Raw genomic sequence first — 25,104 nt, 5'->3', positions numbered from 1 at the left:
GACCGCCAGGGCAAGCTGACGGTGAGCTTTGCCGGCGATGCGCAGGCGATTGCCGGCGTCTACTCCGACATCGTCAACCTGGTGATCAAGGCCAAGTAAGCCGCCCCAAAGCCTCCGACACCCCAGGCCGGCCGCGCCGGCCTCACCCAAACACCCCGCCCGAGGATGACTCGGCGGGGTTAGTGGCGTCTTGGGGGAGGGTTGGGGGTGCGCTAGGGGTGTTTCAGGGCGTTTTGGGCCCATACCCAGCGGGAAAAGGTCGCTTTTTGCTATCGCCGCAGGAGTGAAACCATGGCAACCTTCGCGTGCCCTGGCGAAGCACGCACGCAATGGAACAGCACCCGGCGGGTAGACAGCGGCGTTCGGGGTCGGTAGGCTTGCGGGCAGGGTACATATTTCAGGGATGCCATGCGACTTCGTTTAGCGACCTCAGCTGTGGGTATCCGGTGTTCGGTCGGGTAAATCACAAGTCAGGCGTCCCATACATGATTCGCGCGACTCCGCGTCAGATTGAATACTTTTACTTCGAGCAGTTTCGAAAACACTATTCATTGCCCGAGTCAAGCGTCGAGTACGACGATAAGCCGGATGTACGACTCAAAGGAGAGCGTCTCTTAGGCATTGAACTCGCGCGTCTGTACCTCAAGGACGGAACCGACAGCAGCAGCGAACAAGTGCAGACAGCACGGAGAACTCAGGTTCTCGCGCGAGCGCAGGCCTTGCATACGGTCCATGGGGGAAGGCCCATCGAACTGTGGGTCGACTTTGATCCTGCAAAGCCTATCGTAGATGTGGAGACCTCTGCTCAACGCTTAGCCACACTTGCCAAAGAGTTCCCACCCGGCCCGGTGCAGTTGGTTGGTGAACTTTCAGGCAACGCAGAAGGGCTGAGGTACGTCTACTGCAACGGACTTGAGTACCCCGATGCGCAATGGCGCGCGCAACAGGTTTTCACTGTTCCAAACCTCGACACTAGCCGCCTCAGAGCCGTCGTCACCGAGAAGTCCGGAAAGGTTTGCAACTACATGCCTTGTGACGAGTACTGGCTTCTGCTAATCGTTGACTTTATGGATCCAGCTCAGGACCAGGAACTCGTGCTGCCCGCTGATTTTCGTCTCGGCAAGGGTCCGTTCGACAAGATACTTCTCTACAAGCCGCCATTCGGCCAGGTCGTGGAGGTTCCGCAGTGATGCTTAACCCCTCGGTTGAGGAGAGGCCCAACGGCAAGCCGTCGGTCCCGCCTCACCTCGAACGTTGGGCGCCACGGCGCCGATGGCACGCTGGCAGCGTCTGGCAGCGTCTGGCAGGCAAATTTCGGGTGTTTTTGGCCCATACCCAGCGATAAATGGTCGGATGATGCTATCGGTTCAATAGTTCCTGCCGCACCGGAAAGGCCGTCCCCATCGGCGACAATCGAGCCCTTTTCTGCTCCCGCTTGCGCACCATGACCGACGCACCCGCCCCAAACGACCGCCCCGCCCTGCCTGACCGCCTGTGTGTGGACCCGCGCAGCCCGCACCATGTGGCCGCGGTGTTTGACCATGACATCGGTATCCGCTTCAACGGCAAGGAGCGCTTCGACGTGGAGGAATACTGCATCAGCGGTGGCTGGATCAAGGTGCCCGCGGGCAAGACGGTCGATCGCAAGGGCCGCCCGCTGCTGATCACGCTCAAGGGCGCGGTGGAAGCGTTTTACCGGTAGAACCGCCCCGGCGCCGCGCAAAAAAAGTGCCGCCGGTCCGTCGGCCGGACTGGCGGCATCAAGCTTGGAGAACGAACCCGCGTGCCGCAGCGCCGACGCGCTGCGCCGCCGACACTCAGAAGTTGTGACGCACGCCCAGCACCGTGGAGTTGACATCGGTGGCGGCCTTGCCGGCGCCGTTGCGCAACAGCACACCATAGACCATGGTGCGTTTGGACAGCGGGTACTTGAGCTCCAGAACCGCGTCGGTATCCTTGGCCACCGTGTCCCGGGCGAGGTCCAGCGTCACGGTGCTTGCGCCCAGGGGCATGGACCCGCCGATGGTGAAGCCCTTGCCCCGGGCGCCTCCGCGTGCATCCTGCACGCTGCCGGCCAGCGCAAACCCGTCAAACTGGTACCGCGCGCCGGCGGCCCAGTTCCTTTTCGCCTTCTCCACCTTGTTGTAGACCAATGAGGCCGACAGCGGGCCACTGCGATAGATCAGGTTCAGGTCGGTCTTGGACAGGTTGTTGTTGTTGCCCGCCAGAATGTGGCCGGCCGTGATGCTCAGGCCGCCCCAGGTGGGTGTGGTGTAGCTCAGGATGGCGTTGTCCCGCGATCCGGCGCCGCCGTAGCCGAACTGGCTGTTGACGACGGCATAGTTCGCCGACGCCGTCAGCTCCCAGGCCATGACGCCGGTCCAGCTTGGGGTGAGCGCCCGCCCGGCCCTCACGGTGCCGAAGCCGCCACTGAGGCCAAGGTTGGCGGCGCGGGCAAACAGGTTGGCCGCTGCGGCGCCGTTGAGCATGCCAATCTCGGCTTCGAGGTTGAACGAGGCCTTCAGGCCGCCTCCCAGGTCTTCGGTGCCGCGCAGACCCCAGCGGCTGGTTCCGTTGTTCTGGGTCGCGCTGCTGAACAGGCGGGTCGACTGGCCGGTGACCTTGCCGACGGCCACGTCGGCAACGCCGTAGACCGTGACCGCCGACTGGGCGGCTGCGGTGCCGGCACAGGCCAGCGCGGCGGCGGCTGCCAGCCAGGAGAAGAAGTGTTTCGATTGGTTTGCCATGGTGTCTCCGGTCGGTTCGTGTGCCGTCCGGCTGGAACCGGACGCTGCACCACGGCCGCCATGATGGCCCGTGGCCGGTTGTCAGTGAAGTGCAATTTTCACAATGACTATTGCGTCCAGCACAATAATCGACCGACGCATGGCAGCCGGTTTGCGCAAGGCGCGGGGGCCGCGCTTCAGGGCGCCGGGGGCTTGCGGGTCACGAGGTACAGCAGCGGCCCGAACACCCCGGCCGCCAGGGTGATGGCGATGTAGGGCCAGACGGTGCGTCCGCTGGACCTGGCGTCGCGCCACATCCAGACCAGCACCAGTCCCAATGCGATCGTCAGGTCCGTCAGCACCTGAATGCCCGCCCAGCTTTGCAGCATGGTGTCAAAAATCCCCCAATAACCGTGATGCCAGAGCGCCACAGCGGTCAACGCACCGAACAGCACCAGGATGGTCGCCACAAGCAGACGGGGCATGGAATCTCCGTTGAAAGTCAAAAGCGGCCAGTTTCCGGACAGGAGGTAATTCCTGCAATTACCAAGAAGGTAGTCAGGACGCCGTCACTTTGTGATGGAATGCGGTGATGGATTGGAAACCCGCCGCCCTGCCGGACACCTTGCAGCAAGCCCGCCGGGCGCGTCGCATCAGCCAGCTGGAGCTCGCGCTGCGGCTGGGCGTGTCGCAGCGCCATGTGAGTTTTGTCGAGACCGGACGCGCCCGCCCGAGCCGCGAACTGCTGACCCGCTGGCTGGGCGAACTGGAGGCCCCGCTGGCGCTTCGCAATACGGCGCTGTTGCAAGCCGGTTTTGCGCCGCCCTATCGCGCGACACGCTGGGACGACCCCGACCTGGCCGCCGCCCGCGGGGCACTGCAGCAACTGCTGATGGCCCACGAGCCCATGCCCGCACTGATTCTCGATGCGCAGTGGAACCTGCTGCAGCTCAATCGGGGCGGCCAGTGGCTGGCCGCCACCCTGATGCCGCCCGAGGTGCTGGAGTCTGCCAACGGCGGGCCTGCCAACCTGGTGGACATGCTGATCCACCCGATGGGGCTGACGCGGCCGCTGGTCAACCTGCGCGAGGCCGGCCCGGCCTTTCTGGCCCAGTTGCGCGCCGAGGCGACCTGGCAGCCCGAGCTGGCCAGCCGTGCCGAGGCGTTCGAGGCTTTGCTGCGACAGCGCCTTGAAGGCCCGGTGCCGCCGGGCGCCGACGCCGGACGCCCGCCGCCGCTGCTCACGCTGCGCTTTGCCTCACCGTGGGGGGAATTGGCCTTTTTCCGCATGTTCACCACGTTTGGCACGCCGCAGGACATCACCCTGGCGTCCCTGAAGGTGGAACATCTGTTTGCGGCGGATGCCGCCACGCGGGCCGTGTTGCAGGCCCAGGTGCCACCGCCCGCGCCGCCCGCCGGGGCATGACCGGCGTCGCCGTTTTCCCGTCCGCGCCGCGGGGCTTGCCATCGCGGCCCGCCGGACGGCGGCACAATCGGGGCCGATTCGCAATGCCTGGGCCGTTTCGGCCCGACAGGCAGCAACACCCGCCATGGACCCCGTCATCCTCTTCTTCCTGTTCGGCCTGACCGCCGGGCTGCTGCGCTCGGAGCTCAAGCTGCCCGGCGCGCTGTACGACTCGCTGACCATTTTTCTGCTGCTGGCCATCGGCCTCAAGGGCGGCCAGGGCCTGGCGACCCAGCCGCTGGCGCCGCTGGTGCCGCAGATCGGGGCCGTGATCGTGCTGGGTTGTGTGCAGACGCTGATCGCTTTTGCCGTGCTGCGCTGGCTGTTCCGCTTTGACCGCCCGAACGCCGCCGCCACCGCCGCGCACTATGGCTCGGTCAGCGTGGCCACCTTTGCCGTGGCCGCGGCCTGGTTTGCCGCGCGGGCCATCCCGGTGGAGCCGCAGATGGCGGTGATTCTGGCGGTGATGGAGGTGCCGGCGATTCTGGTGGGCATCGTGCTCGCGCGTGGCGTGGACAAGGACACCGACTGGAAGGCGCTGGGCCACGAAGCCTTTCTGGGCAAGGGCGTGACGCTGCTGCTGGGGGGCATGGCCATCGGCTGGGCGGCCGGGCCCTCAGGGCTGGAGCCCATCAGCGGCCTGTACTTTGACCTGTTCAAGGGCATTCTGGCCCTGTTTTTGCTGGAAATGGGCCTGATTGTGAGCCGCCAGGTGGGCGAGTTGCGCCGCCGCGGCCTGTCGCTGATCGCGTTCGGCATTGGCATGCCGCTGGTGTCGGCCGGCCTGGGGCTGGGCACCGGCTGGCTGCTGGGCCTGTCGGTGGGCGGAACGGCCATGCTGGCCACGCTGGCGGCCTCGGCCTCGTACATCGCGGTGCCGGCGGCCATGCGCATTGCGGTGCCGCAGGCCAACCCGGCCGTGTCGCTGGCCGGCGCGCTGGGCGTGACCTTTCCGTTCAACATCGTCGCGGGCATCCCGCTGTACCACTGGATGGCCAGCCGCCTGGCCGGAGCAACGCCATGACCAACGCCGCCCCACTGCACACCGAGCGCCGCACCCTGCTGACCCTGTTCAGCGAAGCCGCGGTGGAGCCCCTGCTGGTGCGTGACATGGACCGCCTGGGCATCGGCGGCTACACCATTTCGGACGCGCGGGGCAAAGGCAGCCGCGGCGTGCGCGACGCTGCCTGGGACGAGGCCCGCAACATCCGCGTGGAGGTGATCTGCGCCCGCGCCCAGGCCGAAACCCTGCTGGCGCACCTGCAGGCGCGCTATTTCGCCAACTACGCGATGGTGGCCACCCTGTCCGAGGTGGAAGTGCTGCGGCCGGGGAAGTTCTGAGGGCACCCGTTCGGTCCTGGATTCATAGCATCCAATGACCTTTTTACGCTGGGTATTGGCCGGAAAGGCTTGAAAAATGCGCGGAAGCCGCCGTTGGGAGCGCGGGACCGGCGTGACCCGCCGGCCCCCGCCCGTCAGCGCCCGGCAACCTCGTCGTCCACGGCTTTTTGAACCGCCCGGTAGAAGGCTTCGCGGGCAGGGCTGGCGGCCGGGTCGGTGGCGCCACCGGCCCAGTTGCCGTTGGTCACGATGACCAGCTGCCGCCGCGGGTCGACAAAGATGCCCTGGCCGAAGATGCCGCGCGCCGCAAAGTCGCCGCTGTCGTAGGTCCACCATTGGTAGCCGTAACCACGGCCGGGTTGTCCGATGGGTGTGCGGCTGCTGGTGGCGGCGGCCAGCCAGTCGGCGGGCACGATCGGCTGGCCCTTGACGGCGGCGCCGTTCAGGATGAACTGGCCAAAGCGGGCCCAGTCGCGCGGCGCGGCCTGGATGCAGCAGCCGCTGATTTCCTGGCCGGTCTTGCTCAGGATCCAGGTCGCTTTCTGTTCCATGCCGGCGGGCTGCCAGATTTTTTCGGAGAGGTACTGGGCCAGGGGTTTGCCGGTGGCCCGGGCCAGCAGGATGCCGACCAGGTTGGTCTCGCCGGTGCTGTAGAGCCAGCGGGTGCCGGCGGGCGCCTCGCGCGGCAGTTTGCGCAGGTAGCTCACCAGCGCGTCCACGCCGGGCTCGGGCTGGTGGTTGTTGAAGCGGGCGACATCGGAGTTGGGGTTGCCATAGTCTTCGTTCCACTTCACGCCAGAGGTCATGGTCAGCAACTGGCGGATGCTGACGTCGTCATACGCCGAGCCTTTCATTTCCGGGATGTACTGGCTGACCTTGTCGTCCAGGCTCTTGATGTGGCCGTCGCGCACGGCCGCGCCCACCAGGGTGGAGGTGACCGACTTGGCCACCGAGAAACTCGTCCACCGGCCCTTGGCATCAAAGTCCAGCCCGTAACGCTCCAGCCGCAGCGCGCCCTTGTGCACGATCAGCACGGCGGCGCTGCGTTGCGCGGCCATGTAGGCGTCCATATCCATCGGCAACTTCAGCGGCGGGCCGGGTGGCAAGGCCGAGGGCGTGCCGCCGGCGGGCACGTCGTTCCACTTGGCCAGCAGGGAGAGGCGGTCCATGGCGCGGAACGCGGCGTCGCGCTGCGGCTGGCTCCAGAACAGCACGTCGCGGTTGGTGGGCAACGCGGCCAGCAGGCCCAGCGTTTCCTTGTCGAGGCTGGCGCAGCCGGTCGAGCCGGCGATGACCGCGGCGGCAAGCGCGCCAAGGGTGATTTTTTTGAACTTCACTTCGGGTCTCCTGTGCATGAAGGGCCCGATTCTGCGCCTGTGTCGCCACCGGCGAATGAGCACTTGTACCGACCGGGCCCCGGCGCCCGCCACAGCAGGTTCAGCCCTGCACCGGCGCCCCCGTCACCAGGAACTGCCCGCCGGCCACATGGTGGATGGTGCGCAGCTCATCCGGCGCGTCTTCGAAGTGCCAGCGCCCGTCACGGAACACGCGCGCATCCGCCCAGGCCCCAACCACCTCGCCGATGAACAGGTCGTAGGCCTGCTGGTTGTGCGGCTCCGGCACCAGCCGGCAGGCCAGCCAGCCGACGCAGCCTTCCACCAGCGGCAGATCGCTGCCGGGTGCGGTGAAGATCCGCACCCCGTGTCTGGCGAGCTTGTCGGGCACATCGCGGGCGCTGTCCGTGCCCACGCCGACGGTCAAGGTCGCCATCGCCCGCGTCGGCAACTGCAGGGCAAAGAACCCACTGGCCTCGATCAGCCCGCGCGTGAAAGTGGCCTTGTCCAGCACCACCGTCACCTTGGGCGTCTGCCCGTAGTCCAGCACGCAGGCCCAGGCGGCGGCCATGACATTGGTGATGCCGCCATGCCGCGCCGACACCAGCACCGTGGGGCCGTGGTTCATCAGGCGCCAGGATTTGTCGAGGGGGACGGGGGTGAAGTGGGCGGGGGTCATGGGGCGGACTGTAGCGCTACCGGTACGCGCGCAGGCGGGTCAGGCATCGTTCCATTTCGCGCAGGTGTCAAAACCCACCCTGGCTGCGGGCCACCCACCACACAAATGCCCTGGCCCGGTAGACAACAGCCTTCTCGGGTTGTAGGCTGTCATGCAGGGTGCGAACCCGTTCGTGCACCTGATCGAGCAGCTCGCCGGCCCGGGGAGGAACCCAGTCAGGTTTGTCGGATCTGTTATACCTGTTCATGCATACAGTTTGCGCTCGTATGCCGTTGATTTCAAAACATTTTTGGGGGTGCCATGCGACTTTGTTTAACGACCACGGTTGTGGGTATCCGGTGTTTGGTCAGGTAAATCACAGTTAGCCGTCTTATGCCACTCGCCGCAGAACTTGATGAGCTCACGACCTGGGTAAAGCGCCTACCATCTATTGGGATGCAGACACTGGGTAGTGCCAGCGCGCCCATGTATACCCTCGACTTCGTCATGATTGGGGCGGTTAAGCGATCCTTGAGTTTGGCGAGCGGTTTGCTGAGTATGGTGCAAGCACAGAATATGGTTTGCTCTCGTGCAATCCTTCGAATGCAACTCGACACCGTCAGTCGCCTACTTGCGTATACCTACGTTAAGGAACCTGAAGCAATGGCTAAAGCCTTGATTGGTGGCACACCGATTAAGAAGTTCAAGAGTCGCGACGGCAAGGCTCTGGTAGACGGATATTTGATTGATCAAATGACCAAAGCCCATCCGTGGGCGCGCAAAGTCTATGACTTCACCTCTGGTTACGTCCACTTCTCTGAACGGCAGTTTTTTGATTCGATTCATTCCGTCGGCAGCGATCAGGAGCGCACCATACAGTTACAGGTCAGTCACATCGACAACAAATTTCCCGAGTTCAGTTGGGAGGAAACTGTTGCCTGCTTCAACGAACTGCTCAAAATAATTGAGAGCCTGCTTGGGAGTTATTCATCTCAAAAAACGGCTAACCCATCATTCAACACGGACTGGCGCGATAAGGCCGCGCCAGCCGGTTAATTCAGACGTTAGGCCTCATGATTGAACCATCTCTGCTTGCAGCCGTTTTGTCCAAAGCACTGGATCTTTGGACGAAGCCCGTGCTTCGATTCGGAATAACAGACGGAAAGCCAACTGTCGAACTATTTCCAGAGAGAGTCGAACGCGTAAGCGTAGATCAACGGATCCAGAAGATTGATGCAGCCCGCAGAAATCTAAGCGAGGCGCTTGGAGCAATCGACGAACTAAAGGCTGCTGCAGAAGAAAACAAGGCAGAACTTGCGCTCGCACTAGAACGGCTAAACACCGCAAGAAGCCAGCAAGAGTCCGCTGAGCGTGAACTTACTGCAGTGAGAGATATCGCAAGATCCGACATTGAGGTGTTTAAACAACTCGCGGGAATTCCTTCTCAGAAGCAAGTTGCTAAAGAGCGTTTCATTGGCTTCATTCTTGGCGTTGTTGCCTCAATCGTCGCAGCGGCAATCTGGCAACTTGGAACATGGGCCTGGCAGAATTATGGTCCCGCTTAGCGGCTGTGCGCTATGAGGCCTAACCATTCGTTCAACCGGAAACAGTGGGGCATGCCGCCGTCTGGGCTTTCATTTCATTATCGCCCAGCCGTCGTCATGCCCCACTGTTCCGGTTAACTCGCACGTTAGGCCTCACAAAACTCGCTTCCCTTCCTCACATGTCCGAAACACTTAAAAAAGCACTAAAGATCGTCGCCGGTGTCGCGGCGACGATCGTTCTAGGCGCCATCGGAAGCGGCCTGTGGGAACGCTTCTTAGGGCCCTTCCTTGATTGGCTAACGCGCCAGACAGTCGGTGCGGTTGCGTGGGGGCACACTTCATACCGCGACTCAATCTACGAGAACGCAGCCAAAGGTTTCCACGAGGCGCACTCTTTGGCGCTCTACACGACCTTTCTCGGCCTGCTTCCCATCGCATATCTCTTCTTGCTTCAGCGTCACCCAACCGAACGGCGTCCCGAAGGAACGAGGTCTCCTTTCCGCGAGTTCATCCGCTCTAGGAAAGGATATTGGGTTATCTACGCAGTTACCATGGCCGTATTCGTCGGCGTCGGTTTTGGCGCCCTTAGGCAACGGCACATAAACGAGACCATTACATACAGTCTAGGTACCTTTGAGATCGTCCGCCCTTATGTCGGAGAGCTTCAGTACACAAAGTATCGGTCTAGATTCTTTGCCACAAGAACCGCCGCCGAGTTCGATGAACTCCACGCCGAGGTAATCGCAGTCGCAAAAGCCAACAGCATTCGACTTCCAGCCTACACGCCGCTGTGAGGCCTAACCCCTCGCTCAACCTGAGAGCCAACGGCGTGGCGCAAAGCCCGCGCCACAGTGCAAGTGTGCATTATCTGTGGCGCGGGCTTTGCGCCACGCCGTTGGCNTTTCCCCCCCCCCCCCCCCCCCCCCCCCCCCCCCCCCCCCCCTTCCCCCCCTCCCCCCCCCCCACGCCGTTGGCTCCAGGTTAGCTCGAACGTTAGATCGCATGTGGAGTTGACCCGGTTCCGTGGACACCTCATTCTTTGTGTTCAAGGAGTCGCAAATGTCCAAAGTACGACCGCCGTACCCGGCGGAATTCCGTCAGCAGATGGTCGAGCTCGTTCGAGCCGGCCGCTCACCCGCGCAGCTCTCGCGTGAGTTCGGTGTCACTGCTCAGTCCATCACCAACTGGGTTGGCCAAGCCGCCATCGACGACGGCAAGCCTTTGCCTGGAAAGGAAGGTCTGACCACCGCCGAACGTGAAGAGCTGGTGCGCTTACGCCGGCAATTGCGCCAGGTACAGATGGAGCGCGACATATTGGCAAAGGCTACGGCCTGGTTTGCCGGTCGCAGCGATGCGACTTCAACGAAGTCTTCGGACTCGTGATGGCGAACCAGGCCGACCTTCCTGTGCGCACCATGTGCCGCGTGCTCGGTGTCTCAGCCAGCGGTTTCTATGCCTGGCGCGACCGTGCCCCGTCCCAGCGCAGCATCGCCAACGCGGTCATGACCGAGCACATCCGCCAGATTCACCAGGACTCCTACGAGTCCTACGGCATGCCTCGGGTGCGAGCCGAGCTCATCGAGCAAGGCGTGTGCATCAGCCGTCAGCGTGTGGCCCGCCTCATGCGGCAAGCCGGTATCCATGGCATCAGCAAGCGCAGAGGCTTCACCGTCACCACCTGTCGCGATAAGCGTCAGTCACCGGCCAACGACCTGGTCAACCGGCGTTTCCACGCCACAGGTCCGAACCAGCTGTGGGTGGCTGACATGACGTACGTGCCGACCTGGATGGGCTTCCTCTATCTGGCTGTGGTCATCGATGTCTGGAGCCGGCGCGTGGTGGGCTGGGCCATGGGAGAGCGCATGACGAGCGAGCTGGTGCTGACAGCCTTGAACATGGCGTTGGAGCAGCGCCAACCCAAGGGTGTCATCCACCACAGCGACCAGGGCAGCCAGTACACGAGCCTGGCCTTTGGCGAACGATGCCGGCAGATGCAGGTTCGCCCCTCCATGGGCACGGTGGGCGATGCCTACGACAACGCAATGGCAGAAAGCTTCTTCGCCAGCCTGGAAGGCGAACTCATCGAGCGCAATACCTTCCGGAGCAAGGCTCAAGCCCGAATGGCGGTCTTCACCTGGATTGAAGGCTGGTACAACCCGCGGCGCCGTCACAGCGGCCTGGGCTACCTCTCACCCCTGAATTTCGAAAGGAACCACGAAGCCCAGTTTGATGTTGTCAAAGATGCCAACATCCATGTCAAAACGACACCCGAAACGGTTTGAGAATCAAACCAATATCCGTCCACTGAAGTGGGTCAACTCCAATGGGCTCGCGTTACTCCGTTCTTCTGGCCTCAGGCGAAGTGAGCCGGGATGCTTGGCTAAACGCGGTTGGAGCGATTGGCTGGGAACCGCTTGGAGAGGCGCCCGCGCCGGTTCCAGTTGGTGGTGTGCCCACTGACGAGGCATGGTTCTTATCACGCTTCGAATGGACGGCCTTGATTCTTGGGTACGGCGTTGGCACGACGCGCGGGGCAGACGCTTCCGAGGTGGCCGCGACGCTGTCGTCAATTTCCAGATTGGCGTACTTCGCGCTGGAGGACACTAATCGCGAGATTTCGGCGCAAGTGTTCGAAGATGGGAAGCTCACTTACGGCCATTTCGAACAAGCTGGCGAGGTCGATGCCAGGCGTTCTGTGGGTGCGCCTCCAGGCAGGGACCGTTATGACCAGACGGACCCCGACGCTTTGCTACTAAAGGTGCTTCCCACCGGTGCTTCGTTGGCGGACTTTGAGAGTCAGCTCTTTTCGCACGGGCGCATAGGCTGGCGCTCAGAACAACCGAAGAAGAGGTGGTGGCAATGGAGGTAGAGCGATCTAACTGGTCGGTCGACGCGGACACGATGCGGCAAGGGGCCGCACAGTGCCGTGGAAAATCGTGCACCGTGCGGCCCCTTGCCGCATCGTGCCGGTCACCTCTACGTCAAATTTCACGTTGCATTCCAGTATTTTGTAAATACAATTAACCATATTCACATGGGACGAATCAAAGCGCAAGCTGAACATCAAGAATCACGGGCTTGACTTCGTTGGATGCGATGCAATCTGGGACCACTTCACGGTGACTCGCGAAGACAAGCGGCAAGACTATGGCGAAGAGCGCTTGGTTTGCTTCGGTCTTCTTGAGGCCAATGTGGTTGTGATGGTTTACACCGAGCGCCCGAAGGGGCCTCACGTCATTTCACTGCGAAAGGCAGAAAAACATGAAGCTCGCTACTACCGCCAAGCTGCCAAAGAAAACCTCGGCTAAGGTCAACGACCCCGACAATCCTGCATGGACTGAGGACATGCTGGGTGCGCCCGTTCTGAAGCGTGGACGTGGGCCGCAAGCCACTCCGACGAAGGTGCTCACCTCAGTGCGTTTGGATGCGGATGTTTTGGAGTTCTTCAAGTCGCAAGGTGCTGGCTACCAGTCACGGATCAATGCGGTGCTGCGCGCGGCAGTGGCGCGAAATTTAACTGGTCGTCCAAGTGCGACAACGCGCAAGCGTGTCGCGGCTTGACTTTGACGTTCGGCCTCACAGAACACCCGCGGTTGACCACCATGCGCCTTGGGCGTATCGCTTAAACATGCTCTCCGTTGTCGAGAGTCCTATCTTTCAGAGGCTCTGGCCTCGGTACTGGGACGAAGATGAGCGCGCCGAGTTCGCATCGTTCATCGCATTGAATCCAGATGTGGCGCCGTCATCCGAGGCTCTGGTGGCATCCGCAAGGTCCGCTGGGCGCGAGAAGGAACGGGCAAGTCTGGCGGTGTAAGGATCATCTACCGTGCACGCAACGAAGCAGTCGAGGTTTATCTGCTGACGCTATATGCCAAGTCAGAGTCAGGGAACATCTCCCTCAGCACACATAAGGAGATCCGTCGTGCCCTTGAAAACCAAGAAGCTCAACCCCACTGAAATCAGCGCGTTTGAAGCAAAGCGCGACATCGGCGCGGAGATCCTGCAGTCCATCAAGGAGATGAAGGCTGGAAAGGGAAAGGTCGTTGTCTCGTCGGCCACCGAAGCAAGGGAAGCCACAGGCCTGTCCCAATCTCAGTTTGCCAGTCTGTTAGGGGTCTCGGTGCGCACGCTGCAGGGCTGGGAGCAAGGGCGCAAACAGCCGAGTGGCGCTGCACGCACCCTCCTTGCAATCGCTCGCACGAATCCGAAGGCGGTGCTGGCAGTCTCTGCGCAGTGAGGCCGAACCCCTCGCTCAAGCGAAGCTCCAAAGGCAGGCCACGCTGGCCATCAAGCGCTGGGGCTTCGTCCCGTTTTCCGCTTGCTGACCCGCCCTACACCCCTGTCACCCGCACCGCGCAGTACTTCAGCTCCGGAATCTTCCCGAACGGGTCGAGTGCGGCGTTGGTGAGCAGGTTGGCCGCAGCCTCGACGTAGGCAAACGGAATGAACACCGTGCCCGGCGGCGTGCCGTCGTCCTGGCGGGCGGTCAACACCACGTCGCCGCGGCGCGAGGCTACCCGCACCGCATCGCCGGGCGCCAGGCCCAGGCGGGCGAGGTCGTCGCCGTGCAGGCTGGCGGTGGGAGACGGCTCGATGGCGTCGAGCACGCCGCTGCGCCGGGTCATGCTGCCGGTGTGCCAGTGTTCCAGCTGGCGGCCGGTGATCAGCACCATGGGGTAGTCGGCGTCGGGCCGCTCGTTGGCGGGGATGAGATCGGCCGGCACCAGCTTCACGCGGCCGTCGGGTGTGGGGAAATGGTCGTGAAAGACGATGGGCTGCCCGGGGTCGTCGGCACTGAGGCAGGGGTAGGTCACGGCGCCTTCGCGTTGCAGGCGCGACCAGGTAACGCCTTCGATGGCGGTGTGCATGGCCTGGCGCATTTCTTCAAATACACGCTCCACACCATGATAGCCAGCGCCATCTGGTGCGTTTTCGCTCTCGTTTTCATAGTTCCAGCCGAGGCCGAAGCGGCGCGCCATCTGCTGGATGATCCACAGGTCGGCGCGGGCTTCGCCCGGTGGTTGCAACGCCTGGTGGCTGAGTTGCACGGTGCGGTCGGTGTTGCTGACGGTGCCGGTTTTTTCGGGCCAGGCGCTGGCGGGCAGCACCACGTCGGCCAGCCAGGCGGTCTCGGTCAGGAAGATGTCCTGCACCACCAGGTGCTGCAGGCTGGCCAGCGCGTGGCGCGCGTGGTTCAGGTTGGGGTCGCTCATGGCGGGGTTCTCGCCCATGATGTACATCCCGCGCACTTTGTGCGGGTCGCTGTCCGGGGCTAGCGCCTTGCCCATGATTTCGACCACGGTGTAGCCGGGCTGGCGATCGAGTTCGGTGTTCCAGAATGCTTCGAACCAGTCGTGGGCCTCGGCGTTGATGACCCGCTGGTAGTTGGGGTACATCATGGGAATGAGCCCGGCATCGCTGGCGCCTTGCACATTGTTCTGGCCGCGCAAGGGGTGCAGGCCGGTGCCGGGGCGGCCGATCTGGCCGGTGATGCTGGCCAGCGCGATCAGACACCGCACGTTGTCGGTGCCGTGCACATGCTGGCTCACGCCCATGCCCCACAGGATCATGGACGCCTGGCTGGTGGCGTAGGCGCGCGCCACTTCGCGAATCGTTTCCGCCGGGATGCCGCAGACGGGGGCCATGCGTTCGGGGCTGTAGTCCAGCACGTTGGCCTTGAGCGCGTCATATTCGTCCACCCGGTTGCGAATGAAGACCTCATCGATCAGCCCCTCGGTCACGATGACGTGCAACATGGCATTGAGCAGCGCCACATCGGTATCGGCGCGGAACTGCAGCACACGCCAGGCGTGGCGGGCCAGATCGGTCCGCCGCGGGTCGGCCAGCACCAGTTTGGCCCCGCGGGCGACGGCGTTCTTGATCCAGGTGGCACCCACCGGGTGATTGCTGGTGGGGTTGGAGCCGATGACCAGGATGAATTGGGCGTGTTCCACATCCTTGATCGGGTTGCTCACCGCCCCCGACCCCACGCCCTCCAGCAGCGCCGCCACACTGGAAGCATGGCACAGGCGGGTGCAGTGGTCGACGTTGTTGCTGCCAAAGCCCGTGCGCACCAGCTTCTGGAACAGGTAGGCTTCTTCGTTGCTGCCCTTCGCCGAACCGAAGCCGGCGAGTGCTTTCTTGCCGTGGGTATCACGCAGGGCTTTGAGCTTGCCGGCAGCGAGGTCCAGCGCTTCGTCCCAGCTGGCTTCACGGAAAACTTCGCTCCAGTGCAGGTCGCGGTGCAGATGGTCGGGATCCTTGGACACGCCGGGCTTGCGGATCAGCGGCCGGGTCAGGCGGGCCGGGTGGTGCGCGTAGTCAAAACCGAAACGGCCCTTGATGCACAGGCGGCCTTCGTTGGCCGGCCCGGGGCGGCCTTCGACGCCAACGATGCGCCCGTCACGCAGCAGGTAACGCATCTGGCAGCCCACACCGCAATAGGGGCAGACGGTGTCCACGGTGCGATCCACCCGCTGCGACCCGATCAGCGTTTTGGCACTGAGCGCACCAGTCGGGCACGCTTGCACACATTCACCGCAGCCGACACAGCTGCTTTCGCCCATGGGGTCACCCAGATCGAACACCACCTGGGTGTGCGCACCGCGAAACGCGAGCCCGATGACGTCGTTGACTTGCACCTCGCGGCAGGCACGCTGGCAACGGTTGCACTGAATGCAGGCGTCCAGGTTGACGGCCATCGCCGGGTGCGACAGGTCATGCCGTTGCGGGCCGGCGGTTTCGCCGGCGGTGGGCCCGCCACGCAGCGCCGACAGCGCGGGGCGCGGTTTGACCCCCATGCGGGCAGCCCACGCGCTCAACTCGCCGTGGGGGCCGGCGTCGTGTGGGACGGACGATGCCCCCGATCCATGCGTGGCGTCGTTCCATTTGTAGCCGCTGTCCGGCATATCGGCCAGCAAGAGCTCCAGCACTATCTGCTGGCTTTTTCGGGCCCGCGGGCTGTTCGCGAAAACCTTCTGTCCGGGTGACGGGGACCGGCAGCAGCTGGGTGCGAGTGTGCGCTCACCTTCGATTTCGACCACACAAGCTCTGCAATTTCCATCGGGGCGCAGGCCGTCGCTGTGGCACAGGTGCGGAATCAGCACGCCATGGCGGCGCGCGGCGGACCAGATGGTTTCGCCTGGAAGCGCGCTCACGAGTTCGGTATCGAGCTCGAAGCGGATGGCCTTGTCCTGGTCTGTTGTGGTCATGCGCGGGGCTCCGGATCGTTGGAAGGGCGTGCCGGCTCGGTGTGGGCGCCTTTGCCACGGGGTTTGGGCAAGTCACCGGGCCAGGGGGCCTCACCCACCTCATGGCGGAAGAACTTGTGCATGCAACGGATCGGGTTCGGCGCGGCCTGCCCCAGGCCGCAGATCGATGCGTCGCCCATGACCAGGGCCAGGTCGTCCAGCGTGTCGGCATCCCACTGGTCGGCTTCCATGAGCCGCGCGGCCTTGGCCGTGCCGACACGGCACGGTGTGCACTGGCCGCAACTTTCGTCGGCCAGGAAACGCATCACGTTCAATGCGGCATCGCGGGCGCGGTCGTGCTGGCTGAGCACGATGACCGCGGCCGAGCCAATGAAGCAGCCATAGGGCTGCAAGGTGTCGAAGTCCAGCGGCACATCGGCCAGCGTGGCGGGCAGGATGCCCCCACTGGCCCCCCCGGGCAGGTAGGCATACAGCTCATGGCCTTCGGCCATGCCGCCACAGTACTCGGCGATCAGCTCGCGCAGGGTGATTCCGGCCGGGGCGAGCTTGACTCCGGGCTCTTTGACCCGCCCGCTGACACTGAAGGACCGCAGGCCCTTGCGCCCGTGACGGCCGTGGCTGGCAAACCACCCGGGGCCTTTTTCGACGATGTCACGCACCCAGTACAGGGTCTCGAAGTTGTGTTCCAGCGTGGGCCGGCCGAACAGGCCTGTCTGGGCGATGTAGGGCGGGCGCATGCGCGGCTCGCCACGTTTGCCCTCGATGCTTTCAATCATCGCGGACTCTTCGCCACAGACATACGAACCGGCGCCGCGCCGCAGTTCGATACGGGGCAGCGGACAGGGCGGATTGGCCTGCAGCGCGGCAATTTCACGTTGCAGCAGATGCCGGCATTCGTGATATTCGTCGCGCAGGTAGATGTAGACCGCTTCGGTCCCGACCACCTGCGCAGCGATCAGCACCCCTTCCAGGAAACGGTGTGGATCGCGCTCCAGGTAGTGGCGGTCCTTGAACGTGCCAGGCTCCCCTTCGTCGATGTTGACGGCCATGAGGCGAGGTGTCGGCTCGGCGCGCACGATGCGCCACTTGCGCCCGGCCGGGAATCCGGCGCCGCCCAGACCGCGCAGACCGGCATGTTCCAGCGCCTGGAGCACTGCCTCGGCATCGTGTTCCCCGTTGACCACGGCGGCTGCGAGGCCGTAGCCGCCGGCAGCGCGGTAGGCGTCGTATACTATTGTTTTCATAGCATACAGCGACCTTTTTACGATGGGTATTGGCTGGTTTTGCGTCAAATCGCGGCCTGCGGAGTCTTGGGGAGTGACAGCGAGGGCATCGGGCACACCGGACACCGTGTTCACCAGTCCGTGGACGGTGTCCGTGACGGTCTGGGCCGTGGCCTCTGGGACGGCAACCGGACCCGCCAGTACCGCGGGTGCCTGCGCGCAACGGCCTATGCACGGTGCTTCGACAATTCGCACGGTCCTTCCCAGCAAGGCCGGCAGTCGGGCCAGCAGATCGCGCCCACCGGCCATTTCACAACTGAGGCCGCCACACACGCGCACGGTCAGCGCGGGTGCCATGGCGTCGTCTTTGAGGATGTCAAAGTGATGGTAGAAGCTGGCGACCTCGAAGACCTCGACCATCGGCAGTCGCATTTCATGCGCCAGCGCGACCAGGTGCCGTTCAAACAAGGCGCGAAAGTGGTCGTTGAGCAGGTGCAGGTTTTCGATCAGGCGGTCACGGGGATGGCCGCAGGCCGGAGGGTCGCCGATCAGCGACCTCACTTCGCGCAAGGCTTGGGGATCAGGCTGGCGGCCTTTGAGACGGTCGCGCGCGCGCCCCCGGGGATGCAAAGGGTGTTCAGTCAGGGAGACAGAGGCATTCATCCTGCGAGACTAGCGCAATGCCATGTCAGGTCAAGAATCCGAGTCAGTCCGTAGGGATTGGGATGGCGACGGGGCCGCAGACCCCAGAGCGCAAAAGGCGAACGCGTCAGGCGGTCGCCACGGGTTCAGTGCCCGGCAATTCGTCGAAAACAATGCGATGGGCGTTGGCAAAACAAAGAAAACGCCGATTGGTGGCGCGCCCGACTGCACAGAGCCCGACCCGTTGTGCGACATGCAAGCCCATTTCCGTGATGCCGCTGCGGGAAATGACAACCGGCACGCCCATCTGGGCCGACTTGATGACCATCTCGCTGGTCAATCGACCGGTGGTGTAGAACACCCTTTCGCCGCGGGGCAGGTCAGCCTGCAACGCCATCCAGCCAGCGATGGTGTCGACGGCATTGTGACGACCGACGTCTTCCACAAACAACAACAAGCGGTTGTCCACAAACAGTGCGCAGGCGTGAACCGAGCCGGCTGCCTTGTAGGTGCTGTCGTGCACGCGTATGGTGTTGACGATATCGTAGAGTTGCGACTGGCGCAGCCGGGCCTCGGGCGGCAGTGCAATGCGGTCGACGTCGTCCATCAGGGCGCCGAATACGCTGCCCTGACCACATCCGGTCGTAACGACCCGGCGCGCGGTGCGTTCTTCGATCCGGGCAATGCCGTCGCGGGTACGGACTGCGGCGGCGCCCACATCCCAGTCCACGGTGACGGACTCAACCTCCCGCACCGAACCGATCAATCGCTGGTTGAGCAGGTAGCCCAGCACCAGCCATTCCGGGTGGGCGCCGAGGGTCATGAGGGTGACCAGTTCCCGCTTGTCGACATACAGGGTCAGGCCCCGTTCCGCCGGGATACGGATGGTGCGGGATTGTCCGGTTTCGTCGATAACGGACAGCGGGCGCGTCAGCTCCGCCTGGGCCTGCGTCAGACGGGGATTTACAGACAAGGGCATAGAGCCCGCAGGCGTCAGGCAGCTGAGATCGGCCAGATTCATGCGTTGAGGAATTCAGCGGCCAGAAAACCTGGCGCGCCCGATTTCAGGATTTTTTGGCTTTGGGGGCTGCGGCGGCGGGACCGGTCGCCTTGGCAGGCGCTGCGCTTCCGGCAGCAGCCACCGCCGGCGCTGGCGAGCCAAACGGACCGGGGTCGACACAGGCGGGAGACGCCTGAGCCGCCGGCACGCTTTTCCCGGCCGCTTTCGACGACTTGAAGTAGTGCGCGGCCGTTCGGTCCATCGACTTGCAAAGCAGGTAACTTTCCACCTTGCCGGCGTGTGCCGTCTTGGCCTTGGCCTCTTCCGCCTTGGCTTTTGCCGCGTCGTCCAGGACGGGGGCCGGGAGTTTGGCATGGGCCGCCGTCATCGCGGACAGCAGGCCGGCAATCAAGAGCAGTTGTTTCATGTTTTGTTCCTTCGCTCAGGCATTGGCGGGCGCATTCAGCGGGGCCTCGGGAGCCGGCTTGCTGCGCTGTGCCGGAATCTTTCCGGACTTGACATCGTCGTACCACAGTTCATGGTGCTCCTTGGCCCAGGCTTCATCGACGTAACCGGTCCGCATGGCACCGAAAGCACCCTTGACACCCACCGTACCCATGTAAATGTGGCCCATGATCAGCGCCATCATGACCAGCGCGCATGCCAGATGCAACATGTGCGCAATCTGCATGTCGCCACGCAGGTAAAGCAAGCCGGGTATCAACTTGTCCAGGAACAGGCCCGAGCCTACGACCACGATGCCGGGAATGGTCACCCCCCACCAGAACAGACCCTTTTCGCCGGCATTGAAGCGATGTGAAGGAACTTCATGTTCGCCGAGCATTCCGCCGGCTTTGCTCAGCCAGACGAAATCCGCAGCATTGGCGATGTTGTCCTTGATGAACGTGACGATGATGATGACCAGCGACACGGCAAACAAAGGGCCGACAAAGTTGTGCACATTCTTGAGCACGTAGGTCAGCCATCCGAACAAGGCCGTACCGATCACGGGCAATAGGAAAAACTTGCCGAACGCCATCACGATTCCGGAGACTGCAAGAACGATGAAGGCACCGGCATTGCTCCAGTGGGCTGCCCGTTCAAAGGGCGTAAAACGCTCGATCTTGCGCCCGGTATCCGGCAGATGGCCACCCAGCGTCCCTTTGGTCTTGTAGAAAATTGCAATCGCCAGCAGGACGATCAGCAACAATGATCCTCCATAGGGAATCAGCCACTGATTGCGCACCTGACGCCAGGCCTCACCAGCCGTTGTCAGCCGCGAGCCGGGGTACTGGACAAATGGCTGGATCAGATTCCCCGCTTCGGGAGCTTGCGCCACCGGCAGGCTGCTGTAGCCCGTAACCCCCTTGGCCACATCGCGCCACACGGGAGCGTTGTTACCGGGCTGAACCTGGCCACGTTGTGCGTTGGATTGTTTGGCGTAGTTGGGGTCGGTGTCGGCACCGGGAGCGATCTGGAAGATGTTCGCACTTTGAATGCCCCCCATCGCCGGCGCCGCCTGGCCAGCCTGAGGGGGCGGGTCATCGGGCGGAAGCTGGCCTTTGGTGGCCTGGGCCGTCGCCACGCCTGCGCTGCCGATGAGGCACAACGCAAGCCCCCAGCCACGCAGGCGGGCATAACAAGATGGGCTCATCAGCGGCTCCTTACTGGCTGGCAACGCGGGAATAGTCGTTTTGACCGTATTGGGCACGAACCTTGAGCTGCTGTTCCCAGCTGTTCTTGTCGCCCGCTTTCCAGCCGGGTTGCTGATACTGGCTCTTGCCAACGCCCGTGTAGGGCGCACTGTCGGAGCGAACCCCGCCCATTCCCTGGGGTTTGTCGCCACAGGCACCCAGGGCCATCCCAATCGCCATGGCCCCTGCCGTCCTGATGATCAGATATTTCACGATTTCGCTCCTCCCTGTGCCGTGCCGTAGGCGGTTCCCCAGCCCCAGACTTCGGCGCCTTTGCCCCGGCGCAAGACGCGGCTGCGGAAAATATCGGCGACCACGTCGCCATCGCCGGCCAGCAAGGCCTTTGTGGAGCATTGTTCGGCACAAGCCGGCAGCTTGCCTTCCGCGAGGCGGTTGCGTCCGTATTTTTCGAACTCGGCCTGGCTGCCATGCTCTTCCGGACCACCTGCACAGAATGTGCATTTGTCCATCTTGCCGCGCACGCCGAAGGCTCCGGCGGACGGGAATTGGGGCGCGCCAAAAGGACACGCATAGCTGCAGTAACCGCAACCGATGCAGACGTCCTTGTCGTGCAACACGACGCCTTCGTCCGTCCGGTAGAAACAGTTCACCGGGCAGACCGCCATACAGGGTGCATCGCTGCAGTGCATGCATGCGACAGAGATCGACTTTTCTCCGGGTACGCCGTCATTGAGCGTGACCACACGGCGGCGGTTCACACCCCAGGGGACTTCGTGCTCGTTCTTGCAGGCGGTGACGCAGCCGTTGCATTCGATGCAGCGCTCTGCGTCGCAGATGAATTTCATTCGTGCCATGGTGCCGTCTCCTTATGCGCGTTCGACGTTGCAAACGGTGGTTTTGGTTTCCTGCATCATGGTCACGATGTCATAACCATAGGTCGTGGCCGTGTTGACTGCTTCGCCACGGACCACGGGCGCCGCCCCCGCCGGATAGTGGGCCCGCAGATCCTGACCCTGCCAATGCCCCGAAAAGTGGAACGGCAGGAACACGGTGTTCTTGTCCACGCGCTCGGTTACCAGCGCCTGAACGTTGATCCGGGCCCCTGTTGGCGTGGTGACCCAGGCTCTCTCGCCATTGCGAATGCCACGAGCCGCCGCCACGGCAGGGTTGATCTCCACAAACATTTCCTGCTGCAGTTCGGCGAGCCACGGGTTGGACCGGGTCTCTTCTCCGCCACCTTCGTATTCGACCAGTCGCCCCGATGTCATGATGAGCGGGTACTTTTCGTGGACCTTGTCGGCCACGTTCTTGTCCTGCAAGGACTTGTAGAGGATCGGCAGACGCCAGCGCGTCTTCTGGTCGGCATGACTGGGATACTTGGCAATCAGGTCCGGGCGCGTCCCGTACACGGGTTCGCGGTGCTGCGGGATCGCGTCCGGGAAGTTCCAGACGATGGCCCGGGCCTTGGCGTTACCGAACGGATGACATCCGTGGGCCATGGCAACCCGGATGATGGCGCCGGTCGGGTCGGTCTTCCAGTTCTTGCCTTCGGCTTTGGCCTTCTCGGCCTCGCTGAGATCATCCCACCAGCCGAGTTTCTTCAAAAGCACATGGTCGAACTCGGGGTAGCCGGTCGTGATTTCGGACCCGACAGAATAGGACCCGTCTTCCGCCAGCAAGCTCACGCCTTCGCGCTCCACACCGAAATTGGCGCGGAAGTTGCCGCCGCCTTCCATGACGTGCTTCGACGTGTCGTACAAATTGGGCGATCCCGGGTGTTTGATCTCCGCAGTGCCATAACAGGGCCATGGCAGTCCGAAATAATCGCCCGACATGTCATAGCCAGTGGCCTTGTCAACCACCTTGCCTTTGCATTTGAGCGTCTTGACATCAAAAGCACCCATGTTGCGCATGTGCGCTTTCAGGCGTTCGGGGCTCTGCCCCGTGTAGCCGATGGTCCAGACGCTCCGGTTGATTTCACGCAGGATATCCTCAACCACGGGCTCGTCCATGCCCTTGACCTTTTGCATCTTGTAGTTCTTGCACAGCTCTTTCTCGAAACCGAGCTTCTGCGCGAACTGGTACATGATCATGTGGTCGCTTCGGCTTTCCCACAACGGCTCGATCACCTTTTCGCGCCATTGGATTGACCGGTTGGACGCGGTGCAAGACCCGCTGGTCTCGAATTGGGTCGCCGCTGGCAACAGGTACACCGCCCGATTGGGGTTGAGGTCCTCGGGCTTGCCCGGCATTGCCGCCATCGATGCAGTCGCCGATGGGTAAGGATCGACCACCACCAGCAAATCCAGCTTGTCCATGGCCCGTTTCATTTCGAGCCCTCGCGTCTGCGAGTTGGGCGCATGGCCCCAGAAGAAAACACCGCGCAGGTTCGGTCCCTGGTCAATCAACTCGTTCTTTTCCAGAACGCCATCGATCCAGCGGGACACGGTGATGCCGGGCTTTTCCATCATGCCATCGGCATACTGCTTCTTGATCCATTCGTAGTCGACGCCCCATACGGCCGCGTAGTGCTTCCACGATCCGGCGGCCAGTCCATAGTAGCCCGGCAAGGAGTCGGGGTTCGGCCCGACGTCGGTTGCCCCTTGAACGTTGTCGTGACCACGGAAGATGTTGGTGCCGCCACCGCTCTTGCCAATATTGCCAAGTGCCAATTGCAAAATGCATGATGCGCGGACCATCGCATTGCCGATGGTGTGCTGGGTTTGCCCCATGCACCAGACCACGGTCGCCGGCTTGGCCTCCGCGAGCATCTTTGCGACTTTCACCATCTGGGCTTCACCGACACCACAGGCTTCCTCAACGGCGGCCGGAGTCCACTTGGTCAACACTTCGTCGCGCACCTTGTCCATGCCGTAGACACGGTCGTTGATGTATTTCTTGTCTTCCCACCCGTTCTTGAAAATGTGATGCAGCAGGCCGAACAGGAACGGAATATCGGTGCCCGAACGAATCCGAACGTATTCGTCGGCACGTGCTGCTGTGCGGGTGAACCGGGGATCGACCACAATCATCTTGCAGCCGTTTTCCTTGGCATGCAGCATGTGCAGCATGGACACCGGATGGGCTTCTGCAGCGTTCGAGCCGATGTACAACGCGCACTTGCTGTTTTGCATGTCGTTGTACGAGTTGGTCATTGCCCCATAACCCCAGGTATTGGCAACACCGGCCACTGTGGTGGAGTGGCAGATACGCGCCTGATGGTCGCAATTGTTGGTACCCCAGAAACTCACGAACTTTCGCAACAGGTATGCCTGCTCGTTGTTGTGTTTGGAAGAACCGACAAAGTAGACGGAGTCCGGTCCACTGGCCGCCTTCAACGCCTTCATTTTCTCGGTGATTTCGTTGAGAGCCTGGTCCCAGCTGATGCGCTGATACTTGCCGTTCACCAGTTTCATGGGCGAACGCAGACGGAACTCGCCGTGGCCGTGTTCACGCAACGCAGCGCCCTTGGCACAATGCGCGCCAAGATTGATCGGGGAATCGAACACCGGCTCCTGACGGACCCAAACACCGTTCTCGACGATTGCGTCGGTCGCGCATCCAACCGAACAATGGGTACAGACGGTACGACGGACCTCAATCTTCCCGGTGCCATCAATCGAACCGCCAGACGCAGCCCGGGCCTTTTTGACCAGCATCAACTGCGACGCGGCCAGCCCGACACCGACCCCCAGTCCCGAACGGCGCAGGAAGGACCTGCGGTCCAGCGTCGGCAACGCTGCGACAAGACCGCGCTGCAAGCTCTGAACAAAGGCCGGCTGCGACCGACGCCCGGACACCTGGCTGGTTGATTTTTTTGTCAGCAACATCGTAGGGCTCCTCAAGGTCAGATGCGGGTGGTCTTGTAGTAATGCTTGACGTGTTCCGAGAGGCTGTAGCCGCCGCCGCGAGCGGGCGCCACCTTGGGCTGGCTTGGCAGCTCTTCAGGCCGAATCGACGGCAACACCGCGGTTGCAGCGGCGGCGGCACCGACCACTCCGGCACCTGCGAACAGGCTGCGCCGACGTAGTGACGGCTGTTTCTCGTTGGGGGCTTGGCTCATGGGCGTCTCCTCGCGAATCGGGACCACACCGCAGACCGACCTGCAGCTATGGCCCTTTTTTCATAGGTGAACTCTAGCCCGCTCAAACCGGACTGACAAGCGCAGTTACCCGTCTGCGCGAATTCGTGGTTGCGCGACGCGGGATCAGGGACCTCCGCGACGACCCGGGGACGCGTCGATGAAATCCTTCTAGCCAGAAACGTGCCATAAGCGACCGCCGATTTATCAGGCCAAGTCCGACC

The 25,104-nt window shown here is 62.8% G+C and carries 28 protein-coding genes; 14 read left to right on the top strand and 14 right to left on the bottom strand.

Annotated features, from left to right (window positions below):
• Nucleotides 1-485: 485 nt before the first annotated feature.
• On the top strand, nucleotides 486-1,190 hold the full coding sequence (locus AC2EBU_RS11575) for a hypothetical protein (RefSeq protein WP_484610567.1): 705 nt from the start codon (nucleotides 486-488) through the stop codon (nucleotides 1,188-1,190).
• Nucleotides 1,191-1,444: 254 nt separating this feature from the next.
• Nucleotides 1,445-1,702 carry a DUF3297 family protein gene (locus AC2EBU_RS11570; RefSeq protein WP_484610566.1) on the top strand — a complete coding sequence of 86 codons (258 nt, stop codon included), beginning with the start codon at nucleotides 1,445-1,447 and terminating at the stop codon, nucleotides 1,700-1,702.
• 115 nt (nucleotides 1,703-1,817) lie between these two features.
• Here the strand turns inward: AC2EBU_RS11570 and AC2EBU_RS11565 are convergent, their stop codons facing one another.
• Both AC2EBU_RS11565 and AC2EBU_RS11560 read right to left on the bottom strand, forming a co-directional pair.
• Nucleotides 1,818-2,747: a porin gene (locus AC2EBU_RS11565; RefSeq protein WP_484610565.1), complete on the bottom strand. Its 930-nt coding sequence runs from the start codon at nucleotides 2,745-2,747 to the stop codon at nucleotides 1,818-1,820.
• Nucleotides 2,748-2,923: 176 nt separating this feature from the next.
• Entirely contained in the window at nucleotides 2,924-3,211 is a 288-nt protein-coding gene (locus AC2EBU_RS11560; RefSeq protein ID WP_484610564.1) for a DUF2834 domain-containing protein, read from the bottom strand.
• Nucleotides 3,212-3,318: 107 nt separating this feature from the next.
• Here AC2EBU_RS11560 and AC2EBU_RS11555 point away from each other — a divergent pair, with 107 nt between their 5' ends.
• The 3 genes from AC2EBU_RS11555 (at nucleotide 3,319) to AC2EBU_RS11545 (ending at nucleotide 5,532) form a co-directional block, all read left to right on the top strand.
• Complete coding sequence (locus AC2EBU_RS11555; protein WP_484610563.1) at nucleotides 3,319-4,152, top strand: helix-turn-helix domain-containing protein; 834 nt, start codon at nucleotides 3,319-3,321, stop codon at nucleotides 4,150-4,152.
• Between the two features lie 124 nt (nucleotides 4,153-4,276).
• Nucleotides 4,277-5,215, top strand: a complete 939-nt coding sequence (locus tag AC2EBU_RS11550) for a sodium-dependent bicarbonate transport family permease (RefSeq protein ID WP_484610562.1) — start codon at nucleotides 4,277-4,279, stop codon at nucleotides 5,213-5,215.
• Complete coding sequence (locus AC2EBU_RS11545) at nucleotides 5,212-5,532, top strand: P-II family nitrogen regulator (RefSeq protein WP_484610561.1); 321 nt, start codon at nucleotides 5,212-5,214, stop codon at nucleotides 5,530-5,532. The genes AC2EBU_RS11550 and AC2EBU_RS11545 overlap by 4 nt, the downstream gene beginning before the upstream one ends.
• A gap of 134 nt (nucleotides 5,533-5,666) precedes the next feature.
• On the opposite strand, the gene AC2EBU_RS11540 is transcribed toward AC2EBU_RS11545, so the two are convergent.
• The 3 genes from AC2EBU_RS11540 to AC2EBU_RS11530 form a co-directional block, all read right to left on the bottom strand.
• Complete coding sequence (locus tag AC2EBU_RS11540; protein WP_484610560.1) at nucleotides 5,667-6,869, bottom strand: serine hydrolase domain-containing protein; 1,203 nt, start codon at nucleotides 6,867-6,869, stop codon at nucleotides 5,667-5,669.
• Between the two features lie 100 nt (nucleotides 6,870-6,969).
• The gene (locus AC2EBU_RS11535; RefSeq protein WP_484610559.1) at nucleotides 6,970-7,545 is read right to left on the bottom strand and encodes a flavin reductase family protein; all 576 of its coding nucleotides are present in this window, start codon (nucleotides 7,543-7,545) and stop codon (nucleotides 6,970-6,972) included.
• Nucleotides 7,546-7,612: 67 nt separating this feature from the next.
• Nucleotides 7,613-7,792 carry a hypothetical protein gene (locus AC2EBU_RS11530; RefSeq protein ID WP_484610558.1) on the bottom strand — a complete coding sequence of 60 codons (180 nt, stop codon included), beginning with the start codon at nucleotides 7,790-7,792 and terminating at the stop codon, nucleotides 7,613-7,615.
• A gap of 335 nt (nucleotides 7,793-8,127) precedes the next feature.
• On the opposite strand from AC2EBU_RS11530, the gene AC2EBU_RS11525 reads away from it, so the two are divergent.
• The 9 genes from AC2EBU_RS11525 to AC2EBU_RS11485 all read left to right on the top strand — a co-directional run bounded on the left by AC2EBU_RS11525 (nucleotide 8,128) and on the right by AC2EBU_RS11485 (nucleotide 13,305).
• On the top strand, nucleotides 8,128-8,580 hold the full coding sequence (locus AC2EBU_RS11525) for a hypothetical protein (protein WP_484608768.1): 453 nt from the start codon (nucleotides 8,128-8,130) through the stop codon (nucleotides 8,578-8,580).
• Between the two features lie 17 nt (nucleotides 8,581-8,597).
• Nucleotides 8,598-9,089: a hypothetical protein gene (locus AC2EBU_RS11520; RefSeq protein ID WP_484610557.1), complete on the top strand. Its 492-nt coding sequence runs from the start codon at nucleotides 8,598-8,600 to the stop codon at nucleotides 9,087-9,089.
• A gap of 158 nt (nucleotides 9,090-9,247) precedes the next feature.
• Nucleotides 9,248-9,862, top strand: coding sequence for a hypothetical protein (locus tag AC2EBU_RS11515; protein WP_484610556.1), 615 nt, complete (start codon nucleotides 9,248-9,250; stop codon nucleotides 9,860-9,862).
• Nucleotides 9,863-10,127: 265 nt separating this feature from the next.
• A protein-coding gene (locus AC2EBU_RS11510; protein ID WP_484610555.1) for an IS3 family transposase occupies nucleotides 10,128-11,350 on the top strand; the annotation gives its coding sequence in 2 pieces (ribosomal slippage) (nucleotides 10,128-10,386 and nucleotides 10,386-11,350; 1,224 coding nt in all).
• A gap of 167 nt (nucleotides 11,351-11,517) precedes the next feature.
• Nucleotides 11,518-11,937 carry a hypothetical protein gene (locus AC2EBU_RS11505; RefSeq protein ID WP_484610554.1) on the top strand — a complete coding sequence of 140 codons (420 nt, stop codon included), beginning with the start codon at nucleotides 11,518-11,520 and terminating at the stop codon, nucleotides 11,935-11,937.
• Nucleotides 11,938-12,082: 145 nt separating this feature from the next.
• On the top strand, nucleotides 12,083-12,376 hold the full coding sequence (locus AC2EBU_RS11500) for a BrnT family toxin (protein ID WP_484610590.1): 294 nt from the start codon (nucleotides 12,083-12,085) through the stop codon (nucleotides 12,374-12,376).
• On the top strand, nucleotides 12,330-12,629 hold the full coding sequence (locus tag AC2EBU_RS11495) for a BrnA antitoxin family protein (RefSeq protein WP_484610553.1): 300 nt from the start codon (nucleotides 12,330-12,332) through the stop codon (nucleotides 12,627-12,629). The genes AC2EBU_RS11500 and AC2EBU_RS11495 overlap by 47 nt, the downstream gene beginning before the upstream one ends.
• A 147-nt stretch (nucleotides 12,630-12,776) precedes the next feature.
• The gene (locus tag AC2EBU_RS11490) at nucleotides 12,777-13,025 is read left to right on the top strand and encodes a type II toxin-antitoxin system RelE/ParE family toxin (RefSeq protein ID WP_484610589.1); all 249 of its coding nucleotides are present in this window, start codon (nucleotides 12,777-12,779) and stop codon (nucleotides 13,023-13,025) included.
• Nucleotides 12,991-13,305, top strand: coding sequence for a helix-turn-helix domain-containing protein (locus AC2EBU_RS11485; protein ID WP_484610552.1), 315 nt, complete (start codon nucleotides 12,991-12,993; stop codon nucleotides 13,303-13,305). The genes AC2EBU_RS11490 and AC2EBU_RS11485 overlap by 35 nt, the downstream gene beginning before the upstream one ends.
• A 94-nt stretch (nucleotides 13,306-13,399) precedes the next feature.
• On the opposite strand, the gene fdhF is transcribed toward AC2EBU_RS11485, so the two are convergent.
• From fdhF to AC2EBU_RS11440, 9 genes are all read right to left on the bottom strand, one after another.
• Nucleotides 13,400-16,279 carry a formate dehydrogenase subunit alpha gene (gene fdhF / locus AC2EBU_RS11480; RefSeq protein ID WP_484610551.1) on the bottom strand — a complete coding sequence of 960 codons (2,880 nt, stop codon included), beginning with the start codon at nucleotides 16,277-16,279 and terminating at the stop codon, nucleotides 13,400-13,402.
• On the bottom strand, nucleotides 16,276-18,165 hold the full coding sequence (locus AC2EBU_RS11475) for an NADH-ubiquinone oxidoreductase-F iron-sulfur binding region domain-containing protein (protein WP_484610550.1): 1,890 nt from the start codon (nucleotides 18,163-18,165) through the stop codon (nucleotides 16,276-16,278). Before AC2EBU_RS11475 ends, fdhF begins: the two co-directional genes overlap by 4 nt.
• Nucleotides 18,166-18,271: 106 nt before the next feature.
• Nucleotides 18,272-19,165 carry a formate dehydrogenase accessory sulfurtransferase FdhD gene (locus AC2EBU_RS11470; protein WP_484610549.1) on the bottom strand — a complete coding sequence of 298 codons (894 nt, stop codon included), beginning with the start codon at nucleotides 19,163-19,165 and terminating at the stop codon, nucleotides 18,272-18,274.
• A 43-nt stretch (nucleotides 19,166-19,208) separates the two neighbouring features.
• The gene (locus AC2EBU_RS11465) at nucleotides 19,209-19,571 is read right to left on the bottom strand and encodes a hypothetical protein (RefSeq protein WP_484610548.1); all 363 of its coding nucleotides are present in this window, start codon (nucleotides 19,569-19,571) and stop codon (nucleotides 19,209-19,211) included.
• Between the two features lie 15 nt (nucleotides 19,572-19,586).
• The gene (locus AC2EBU_RS11460) at nucleotides 19,587-20,798 is read right to left on the bottom strand and encodes a formate dehydrogenase subunit gamma (RefSeq protein ID WP_484610547.1); all 1,212 of its coding nucleotides are present in this window, start codon (nucleotides 20,796-20,798) and stop codon (nucleotides 19,587-19,589) included.
• A 10-nt stretch (nucleotides 20,799-20,808) separates the two neighbouring features.
• On the bottom strand, nucleotides 20,809-21,051 hold the full coding sequence (locus AC2EBU_RS11455; RefSeq protein WP_484610546.1) for a hypothetical protein: 243 nt from the start codon (nucleotides 21,049-21,051) through the stop codon (nucleotides 20,809-20,811).
• Nucleotides 21,048-21,653 (bottom strand): formate dehydrogenase FDH3 subunit beta, encoded by a 606-nt coding sequence (gene fdh3B, locus AC2EBU_RS11450; RefSeq protein WP_484610545.1) that lies wholly within the window; start codon nucleotides 21,651-21,653, stop codon nucleotides 21,048-21,050. The genes AC2EBU_RS11455 and fdh3B overlap by 4 nt, the downstream gene beginning before the upstream one ends.
• 12 nt (nucleotides 21,654-21,665) lie before the next feature.
• Complete coding sequence (locus tag AC2EBU_RS11445) at nucleotides 21,666-24,629, bottom strand: formate dehydrogenase subunit alpha (protein ID WP_484610544.1); 2,964 nt, start codon at nucleotides 24,627-24,629, stop codon at nucleotides 21,666-21,668.
• Between the two features lie 17 nt (nucleotides 24,630-24,646).
• A complete protein-coding gene (locus tag AC2EBU_RS11440; protein WP_484610543.1) occupies nucleotides 24,647-24,862 on the bottom strand; it encodes a formate dehydrogenase in 216 nt (71 codons plus the stop codon).
• Between the last annotated feature and the right edge of the window lie 242 nt (nucleotides 24,863-25,104).

The organism is Curvibacter sp. T50 (genome assembly GCF_057219955.1).
Note: the sequence above shows the minus strand (reverse complement) of the source record. Positions and strands in the feature narration are given on the sequence as shown.

Bases quoted from the DNA above. Each gene is read 5' to 3' on its own strand.
- AC2EBU_RS11560 (WP_484610564.1), bottom strand. From the start codon at position 3,211: ATGCCCCGTCTGCTTGTGGCGACCATCCTGGTGCTGTTCGGTGCGTTG.
- AC2EBU_RS11550 (WP_484610562.1), top strand. From the start codon at position 4,277: ATGGACCCCGTCATCCTCTTCTTCCTGTTCGGCCTGACCGCCGGGCTG.
- AC2EBU_RS11460 (WP_484610547.1), bottom strand. From the start codon at position 20,798: ATGAGCCCATCTTGTTATGCCCGCCTGCGTGGCTGGGGGCTTGCGTTG.
- fdh3B (WP_484610545.1), bottom strand. From the start codon at position 21,653: ATGGCACGAATGAAATTCATCTGCGACGCAGAGCGCTGCATCGAATGC.
- AC2EBU_RS11440 (WP_484610543.1), bottom strand. From the start codon at position 24,862: ATGAGCCAAGCCCCCAACGAGAAACAGCCGTCACTACGTCGGCGCAGC.
- AC2EBU_RS11545 (WP_484610561.1), top strand. From the start codon at position 5,212: ATGACCAACGCCGCCCCACTGCACACCGAGCGCCGCACCCTGCTGACC.
- AC2EBU_RS11535 (WP_484610559.1), bottom strand. From the start codon at position 7,545: ATGACCCCCGCCCACTTCACCCCCGTCCCCCTCGACAAATCCTGGCGC.
- AC2EBU_RS11465 (WP_484610548.1), bottom strand. From the start codon at position 19,571: ATGAAACAACTGCTCTTGATTGCCGGCCTGCTGTCCGCGATGACGGCG.
- AC2EBU_RS11515 (WP_484610556.1), top strand. From the start codon at position 9,248: ATGTCCGAAACACTTAAAAAAGCACTAAAGATCGTCGCCGGTGTCGCG.
- AC2EBU_RS11525 (WP_484608768.1), top strand. From the start codon at position 8,128: ATGCAACTCGACACCGTCAGTCGCCTACTTGCGTATACCTACGTTAAG.
- AC2EBU_RS11520 (WP_484610557.1), top strand. From the start codon at position 8,598: ATGATTGAACCATCTCTGCTTGCAGCCGTTTTGTCCAAAGCACTGGAT.
- AC2EBU_RS11495 (WP_484610553.1), top strand. From the start codon at position 12,330: ATGAAGCTCGCTACTACCGCCAAGCTGCCAAAGAAAACCTCGGCTAAG.
- fdhF (WP_484610551.1), bottom strand. From the start codon at position 16,279: ATGACCACAACAGACCAGGACAAGGCCATCCGCTTCGAGCTCGATACC.
- AC2EBU_RS11445 (WP_484610544.1), bottom strand. From the start codon at position 24,629: ATGTTGCTGACAAAAAAATCAACCAGCCAGGTGTCCGGGCGTCGGTCG.
- AC2EBU_RS11530 (WP_484610558.1), bottom strand. From the start codon at position 7,792: ATGAACAGGTATAACAGATCCGACAAACCTGACTGGGTTCCTCCCCGG.
- AC2EBU_RS11575 (WP_484610567.1), top strand. From the start codon at position 486: ATGATTCGCGCGACTCCGCGTCAGATTGAATACTTTTACTTCGAGCAG.
- AC2EBU_RS11470 (WP_484610549.1), bottom strand. From the start codon at position 19,165: ATGAATCTGGCCGATCTCAGCTGCCTGACGCCTGCGGGCTCTATGCCC.
- AC2EBU_RS11570 (WP_484610566.1), top strand. From the start codon at position 1,445: ATGACCGACGCACCCGCCCCAAACGACCGCCCCGCCCTGCCTGACCGC.
- AC2EBU_RS11555 (WP_484610563.1), top strand. From the start codon at position 3,319: ATGGATTGGAAACCCGCCGCCCTGCCGGACACCTTGCAGCAAGCCCGC.
- AC2EBU_RS11475 (WP_484610550.1), bottom strand. From the start codon at position 18,165: ATGAATGCCTCTGTCTCCCTGACTGAACACCCTTTGCATCCCCGGGGG.
- AC2EBU_RS11565 (WP_484610565.1), bottom strand. From the start codon at position 2,747: ATGGCAAACCAATCGAAACACTTCTTCTCCTGGCTGGCAGCCGCCGCC.